This is a genomic window from Acidovorax sp. HMWF018 (assembly GCF_003061035.1).
Taxonomy (GTDB): domain Bacteria; phylum Pseudomonadota; class Gammaproteobacteria; order Burkholderiales; family Burkholderiaceae_C; genus Acidovorax; species Acidovorax delafieldii.
In genome coordinates this window covers 1-7,535 of sequence record NZ_QAIM01000412.1, presented here as the reverse complement: position 1 = coordinate 7,535, position 7,535 = coordinate 1, and the positions used below count along the sequence as shown (strand labels likewise).

The following is a 7,535-nucleotide window of genomic DNA, read 5'->3' as shown; positions in this document are numbered from 1 at the left end:
TCTTGACACCGCGTTCTTGACGCCCTGCAGCGACTGTCGGGTTGCGCCTGCCGGCAGCCACGGACTGCCCTTGCGTTGCATTTGCTGACAAGCCCCGCACCCCGGGGCGATGCGCCTTGGGTGGTGGCACGTTCTGCCTGGCTGTGGGAGCTGGCACCACGCTGCAGGGCCCTTGCCGCAGTCCGCTTCCATCCCTCCACACACCCTTCCCGCACCCCGACGGGCTCAGGGTTTTTCCTTGGCTTTACCCAAGGGTTCCACCCAAGCCCCCGGGCACAGGCCCTGCGTATATTTGTTGGGACATGTCTGCCATGACCCGTCCCCATGCCGAACTTTGAGCGTGCCCATCAGCCTGCAGGGGGGACGCGTCCATGACGCCGCCGCCCGGCCCCAAGGCAGCCCCGGACCTTGATCCGGGCTGGCTGGTGCCCGGCGCCCTGGTGCTGCGGCTGATGCTGGTGGCGGCGCTGGCGGTGGCGCTGTCGGGGGCGGTGGCCGCCTGGCTGGTGACTCGGGCCTCCGGGCAGGAGGCCATGCGCCGGGTGGTGAGCCAGCAGACCGACGAGGTCGAGGTGGTGGCCCGGTTGCTGGCCAGCAAGATCGAACAAAGCCAGAAGGTGCTGCGCACCGTGGCCGCAGGCATCACACCGGCGATGCTGGAGTCACCCTCGTCGCTGGAATGGCTGCTGCAGCAGGGCCTGCCTGCGGTGCAGTTCTTCGACACCATGCAGGTCGCCCGCGACAACGGCGAACTGCGCCTGAATTTGCGCGCCGGTCAGATCGAAAAGGCCGCGGACCTGGACCCCACCGAACGCGATGCCCTGCGCCGCACCCTGGTGGATGGCAAGCCCCTGGTGTCCGAGCTGATCGCCGGCCGCCGGGGCGAGGCGCGGGTCATGTTCACCATGCCCCTGCACCGCGAAGACGGCACGGTGGTGGGTGTGGTGGCAGGGGCGTTGCGCCTGCAATCCCAAAGCCTGCTGCCACCGTCGATGACGCTGCCCGCCCGCGATGACTCGCAGCTCATCGTCTTCACCCGCGACGGCACCATCCTGTCGCACTCCGACCCCACCCGCGTGCTGGGCCAGGTGCGTGATGAAGTGGGCCTGGCCCCGGTGTACACGCGCTGGCAAAGCCAGGCCCAGCCGGTGGTGGGGCGGGGCATGACCCATGTGCAGTCCGACCACATCGTGAGCATGGCGGGCATGCCGCTGCCGCAGTGGATCGTGGCGCGCGTGAGCCAGTCGCAGGCGCTGCTGGCACCGCTGCGCGGCGCCCAGCGCGAAGCCTGGTGGCTGGCGGTGGCCAGCATGGTGCTGTGCATGCTGCTGGCGGTGGCGCTGATGGGCTGGATGGCCCAGCCGCTGGCGCAGCTGACCTTCAAGGCGCGCCAGTTGCTCAGGACCAGCGCGCGCCAGCAGCCTGCGCAAGATGTGCACTGGCCCCGCGCGGGCGGCGAGGTGGGCGAACTGGTGCGGGTGTTCCAGGGCCTGGTGCAGCAGGGCAGCCTGCAGCAGTCGCGCAAGGACACGGTGGTCGGCCAGTTCCAGGCCGTGCTGGACAGCGCCCCGGTGGGCATCGTCATCACCCGCCACGGCATGCTGGAGGTGGTGAGCCACCAGGCCTGTGTGATGCTGGGCTACAGCGCGCAGGAGCTGCAGGGCCGCCCCGCGCGCATCCTGTACGCCAGCGACGCTGACTATGCCCAGGTGGGCGATCGTGTGCGCGCCGAGGTGGCGGCGCATGGCGCGTTCGACGGCGATGTCTGCTTTTTGCGCAAGGACGGCACCCCCGTGTGGGCCCGCGTGCAGGGCCAGGGCGTGCGCCCCGAGGAGGTGCACGGTGGCACCGTGTGGATTCTGGAAGACATCACAGCCGCGCGCGAGGCCCAGGTGCAGCAGTCCTGGGGCCGAGCGCACGATGCGCTGACGCAGCTGTACAACCGCACCGCGTTTGACGAGCGCCTGGGCCAGCTGATGGCCGAGCGGTCGGCCCGCCAGCGCGCTGTGGTGCTCGCCGCCGACGAGGAGGGCGGTGAGACCCAGGGCGATGGGGTGGTGCTGTTCCTCGACCTGGACCATTTCACCGTGGTCAACGACATTGCGGGCCATGACGCGGGCGACGATGTGCTGCGCCACGTGGCCCGGCTGCTGGCGTCCCATGTGCGCCAGATCGGCTGGGCGGCGCGCTTGGGGGGGGACGAGTTTGCGGTGGTGTTGCCTGGTTGCGCTCTGGCACGCGGCCAGGCCGTGGCCGAGCAGTTGCGTGCGGCGGTGCGTGCGTGGGAGCCGTCGTACGAGGGGCGCAGTTTTACGCTGGGGGTGAGCATCGGGCTGGTGGTGCTGGACGCCAGCTTGCAGGATGTGCCGTCGGTGTTGTATGCGGCGGACATGGCTTGTTATGACGCCAAGCGGGCGGGGCGCAACCGGGTGGAGACGCGGCATGCGAGGGATGCGTCGGTGACTTCTTCGGGGCGGATGGCTTTGGGGCCTGTTTGAGGGCTTTTGGGCTGGATGCGCTAGTGGAATATGCGGTGGTAGCTATTGATTTTGTAGTGTCTGGTCGTTGCGCTGATTGGGTGGTGTGCCTTTGTTGAGGGCGGAGGCCGGGAGTCGCCCCGGCGGGCGAGGTACTTTTCTTTGCTTCGCCAAAGAAAAGTACCCAAAAGAAAGGCGACCCCCAGTCTGCGGCCCCCACACGATGCGTGGGGGCAAACCTGCGGCGGGGCGGTTGTGGGGTGCGCCGTGGAACTCGCTTTGCGCTGCGCGTCGCTCAGACACACGCGAGCCCTGATCCGCCAAACCCGAGCACCGCAGGTTGCCCCGTAGCGTCAGCGCAGGGGACGCAGACAGTGGGGTCGCCCTTTCTTTGGTTCCTTTCTTTCGGCGACGCGAAAGAAAGGGACTCGCCTGCCGGGCGACTCCCGGCCTCCGTCCTCAACACCAGCATGCTGCCCAATCAGCACACGCCACCAAACACTACAAAATCAATAGCTACCAGCCCATATCCCACTAGAGCCAACAGCCAAAAGTATCACTCTCCCAACCGCCCCAACGCCTTCAGCACATTCTCCGCAGTCGCCGGAGCCGTCAACACCACCGGCGCCGCCGCATCCACCCCGCTACGCCCCGCTGCCACCGCATTGCGCAGCGCCTCATACACACTGATCGCCAGCATGAACGGCGGCTCCCCCACCGCCTTGCTGCCACCCACGTTGTCCTCCCGATTCGCCTCGGGCCACAGGTGGACGTTGAAGTGCGCCGGGATGTCGCCCGTGGCGGGAATCTTGTAGGTGCTGGGCGCGTGGGTGGCGAGGGTGCCCTTGTCGTTCCACACCAGCTGCTCGGTCGTCAGCCAGCCCATGCCCTGCACAAACCCGCCCTCGATCTGGCCCACATCGATGGCCGGGTTGATGCTGTGGCCCACGTCGTGCAGGATGTCCACCTTCAGCACGCGGCTCTCGCCGGTCAGGGTGTCGATGGCCACCTCGGTGCAGGCGGCGCCGTAGGCAAAGTAGTAGAACGGGCGCCCGGTGAGGGTGGTCTTGTCGTAGTGGATCTTGGGCGTGCGGTAAAAGCCGTCGCTCCACAGCTGGATGCGGTTGGCGTACGCGGCCTGCACCACCTCTTCAAAACTGCGCACCGTCTTGGGCGAGATCACCTGGCCGCCTGCAAACCGAATCGCGCCTGCGCCGCAGCCGTCCAGCCCGCACACGAACGAGGCCAGGTTGTCGCGCACGTTGCGCGCGGCGTATTGCGCGGCGCGGCCGTTCAGGTCGGTGCCGCTGCTGGCCGCCGTGGCGCTGGCGTTGGGCACCTTGCTGGTGTCGCTGGCCGTGACCAGCACGCGGTGCAGGGGCACGCCCAGCTCGTCGGCCACGATCTGCGCCACCTTGGTGTGCAGGCCCTGGCCCATTTCGGTGCCGCCGTGGTTCACCTGCACGCTGCCGTCGGTGTACACATGCACCAGCGCACCCGCCTGGTTGAACAGCGTCGCCGTGAAGCTGATGCCGAACTTGACGGGCGTGATGGCCAGGCCGCGCTTGATGACGGTGTTGTGCGCGTTCCAGTCCGCAATCTCGGCCTGGCGTTGGCGGTAGTGCGAGGTCTGCTCCAGCGTGGGCAGCAGCTCGTGCAGGATGTTGTCTTCCACCGCCATCTGGTAGTGGGTGACGTGGCGGCCCGTGCTCGCATCTTTGCCATACAGGTTGGCCAGGCGCACGTCCTGCGCATCGCGGCCCAGCGCGCGCGCGATGTCGCCCAGGATGGCCTCGATCACGATCACGCCCTGCGGGCCGCCAAAACCACGGAACGCGGTGTGGCTTTGCGTGTTCGTCTTGCAGCGGTACGACGCGATCTCGACATCGCTCAGGTAATACGCGTTGTCGGCATGGAACACCGCGCGGTCGGCCACGGGGCCCGACAGGTCGGCGCTGAAGCCGCAGTTGGCAGCCATCTGGAGCTTGAGGCCCGTGATGCAGCCCGTGTCGTCAAAGCCCACGTCGTACTCGTACGCAAACGGGTGGCGCTTGCCGGTGACCATGAAGTCCTCGTCCCGGTCCAGCCGCAGCTTGATGGGGCGGCCCAGCTTGTTCGCGGCCACGGCGGCCCACACGGCCAGGTGCCCGGCTTGGGTCTCCTTGCCGCCAAAGCCACCGCCCATGCGGCGGCATTCCACCTTGACCGCGTGGTTGTCGATGCCCAGCGCGTGCGCCACCCAGTGCTGCACCTCGCCGGGGTGCTGCGTGCTGGAGTAAATCCACCACTGTTTTTGCTCCAGCGGCATGGCGTAGGCGATCTGGCCTTCCAGATAAAAATGCTCCTGGCCGCCGACTTCAAACGCTCCCTGCATGCGGTGCGCCGATTGCGCGAGGCCCGTGGCGACATCGCCCCGGCGCACAAACACCGGCGGCAGCACATAGCTTTGCGCCTTCAGCGCGTCCTGCACCGTCAGCACGGCGGGCAGGGGGGAGATGTCGAGCTTCACGGCCCGCACCGCGCGGCGCGCCTGCATGACCGAGTCGGCCACCACCAGGCCGATCACCTGGCCGACAAACTGCACGCTGTCCAGCGCAAACACGGGCTCGTCGTGCCCGAACGCAGCCAGGATCTTGTCGCCGGGCACGTCGCTGGCCAGCACCACACCGCGCACGCCGGGCAGCGCGAGGGCGGCGGTGGCATCCACCCCGTTCAGGGTGCCGTGGGCCACGGTGGAGAGGATGGGCGCTGCGTACAGCGTGCCCTTCACCTCCGGCAGGTCGTCGATGTAGTGCGCGGCGCCCGCCACCTGAGCGCGGGCGCTTTCGTGGATGTGCGACTGGCCCATGGCGGCGCGGGTGGGCGCGGGCAGGGCGGTCTCTGCGATGGTGTGTGGGGCGTTCATACGGCGGCCTCCAGCGTCAAGGTGTCCAGGCTGACCGAGGGTTGGCCCTGGCTCTCCAGCCAGTAGCGCTGCAGCAGACTGCCCAGCACCTGGCGGCGATAAGCGCCGCTGGCGCGCATGTCGGAGATGGGGCTGAACTCGGCCTGCAGCACCGCGGCGGCGCGCTGCGCGGTGGCTTCGGTCCAGGGCTGGCCGGTCAGAGCCGCTTCAGTCTGCCGCGCACGGGCCGGGGTGGCAGCCACGCCGCCCGCGCCAATGCTGGCGCGTTGCACGGTGCCGCCCGCGATGTCGAGGTTGAGCACCAGGCAGACGGCTGAGATATCGTCGTCAAACCGCTTGGAGATCTTGTACGCCCGCAGCTGTTCTTGAGCAGAAGGGCGGGGTACCACGATGCGCACCAGCAGCTCATCCGGCGCCATCACGTTTTGCCGGTAGCCGGTGTACAGGTCTTCGAGCGGCAGCTGGCGCTCGCCCCGGGCCTGGCTGGCCAGCACCACCTGGGCGCGCAGCGCGATCAAGAGGGGCATGGAGTCGCCAATGGGCGAGCCGTTGGCCACGTTGCCGCCCAGCGTGCCCGAGTTGCGCACGGGCAGCCCCGCAAACCGCGTGGCAAATCGGTGCAGCTGCGGCCACTGTGCGGTGAGGGCAGCAAACGCGTCGGTCAGCGTGACGGCGGCGCCGATGTGGATGGCGTCGGCGTGCTGTGCCACCTGCCGCAACTCGGCCGCGCGGGTCACGTCCAGCACCTGGGTGTACTGCTTGTGCTGCTTGGTCACCCACAGCCCCACGTCTGTACAGCCCGCCACCACCTGGGCGCCGGGGTGGGCGGCGCGGGCTGCGAGCAGATCCGGGAGCGTGGAGGGTGCGATATAGGCCGAATCGGCCGCTTGCGCTAGTGCATCATGCCGAAGTAGCTTCAATTTTTGTAGCACTTCGGCCTCGTTGACCGACATGCCGGGCAGCGATGCCATCTGCTGGGCGGCATCAAGGATGGGGCGGTAGCCGGTGCAGCGGCACAGGTTGCCCGAGAGTTCTTCCTGGGCCAGTTCGCGGGTGATGGGTTGGCCGTGGCAGACATGGTTCTGGTACATGCCGAAGAGGCTCATCACGAAGCCCGGCGTGCAGAAGCCGCACTGCGAGCCGTGGCACTGGACCATCGCCTCCTGTGCTGGATGGAGCGTGATGGTTTGTTGTGCAGCGGGTGCTGTGTCGCCCACGGGCTGGATCAGCGGATCTTCCGCCAGGTCTTCCACCGTCCACAGCGCCATGCCATCCACCGAACGGGCCAGGCGGATGCAGCTGTTCACGGCGCTGTAGTGCAGCTGGCCATCGCGTTCTTCGCCCAGTACCACGGTGCAGGCGCCACAGTCACCTTCGCCGCAGCCCTCCTTGGTGCCGGTGTTGCCCAGGTCTTCGCGCAGCACCTCCAGCAAGGTGCGGTCGGGTGGTACATTGCCCAGCGCCACGGGCTGGCCTCGGCGCAGGAATTGCAAGGGTCTTGTTGTCATGACAAACGCCACTTCGATCTTTGATGGAAAGGTTCAGCAGAGGGTAGAACGCAGTACCGTTACCGGCATATGCGCAAGCTTATGGCACCCATGCCCCCACCGCTATGAGAGACCACGCCCTTTTCGACAAGATAGACCTCCATCTCATAAGGGTCTTGCACACCGTGCTCACAGAACGCAGCGTATCGAGGGCCGCCGTCCGCCTGGGCATGCACCAGCCGGCGGTGTCGGCTGCGTTGAAAAGGCTGCGCGACCTGTCGGGCGACCCGCTGCTGGTGCGCTCCGGCGCCAGCATGATGCCGACCGATGCCGCGCTGCGCATGGTGGAGCCTGCAGGCGCCATTTTGCGGGCGGCCGAGGCACTGTTTTCGGACGCGCGCGGGTTTGATCCGCGCACGGCCACCCGTACCTTCCGCGTGGCGGCCAGCGATTACCTCGACCCGCTCTTTCTGCCCCAGCTCGTGGCCCGCATCAAGGTCGAAGCCCCTTTGTGCCCCATCGAAATCCTGCCCCTGTCGGCCGACGCGCACTACCACGCGCACCTGGCGCAGGGCGAGGTGGATGTGGTGATCGGCAACTGGCCCCAGCCCCCGGACGACCTGCACATGGGCCGCCTGTTTGGTGACGAAGTGGTCTGCCTGGTCG

The 7,535-nt window shown here is 67.7% G+C and carries 4 protein-coding genes; 2 read left to right on the top strand and 2 right to left on the bottom strand.

Features of this window, described 5'->3' with window-relative positions; genetic code table 11:
* The first annotated feature begins 371 nt into the window (after window positions 1-371).
* Window positions 372-2,498, top strand: coding sequence for a diguanylate cyclase domain-containing protein (locus DBR23_RS17020; protein WP_108499031.1), 2,127 nt, complete (start codon window positions 372-374; stop codon window positions 2,496-2,498).
* Window positions 2,499-3,033: 535 nt separating this feature from the next.
* On the opposite strand, the gene xdhB is transcribed toward DBR23_RS17020, so the two are convergent.
* Both xdhB and xdhA read right to left on the bottom strand, forming a co-directional pair.
* Window positions 3,034-5,382: a xanthine dehydrogenase molybdopterin binding subunit gene (xdhB, locus tag DBR23_RS17015; RefSeq protein ID WP_108499030.1), complete on the bottom strand. Its 2,349-nt coding sequence runs from the start codon at window positions 5,380-5,382 to the stop codon at window positions 3,034-3,036.
* Window positions 5,379-6,890 (bottom strand): xanthine dehydrogenase small subunit, encoded by a 1,512-nt coding sequence (gene xdhA, locus DBR23_RS17010; protein ID WP_108499032.1) that lies wholly within the window; start codon window positions 6,888-6,890, stop codon window positions 5,379-5,381. The genes xdhB and xdhA overlap by 4 nt, the downstream gene beginning before the upstream one ends.
* Before the next feature lie 104 nt (window positions 6,891-6,994).
* Between xdhA and DBR23_RS17005 the strand changes: the two genes are divergently transcribed.
* Window positions 6,995-7,535, top strand: a 541-nt coding sequence (locus DBR23_RS17005) for a LysR family transcriptional regulator (RefSeq protein WP_146191356.1), incomplete at its 3' end; no start/stop codon positions are given.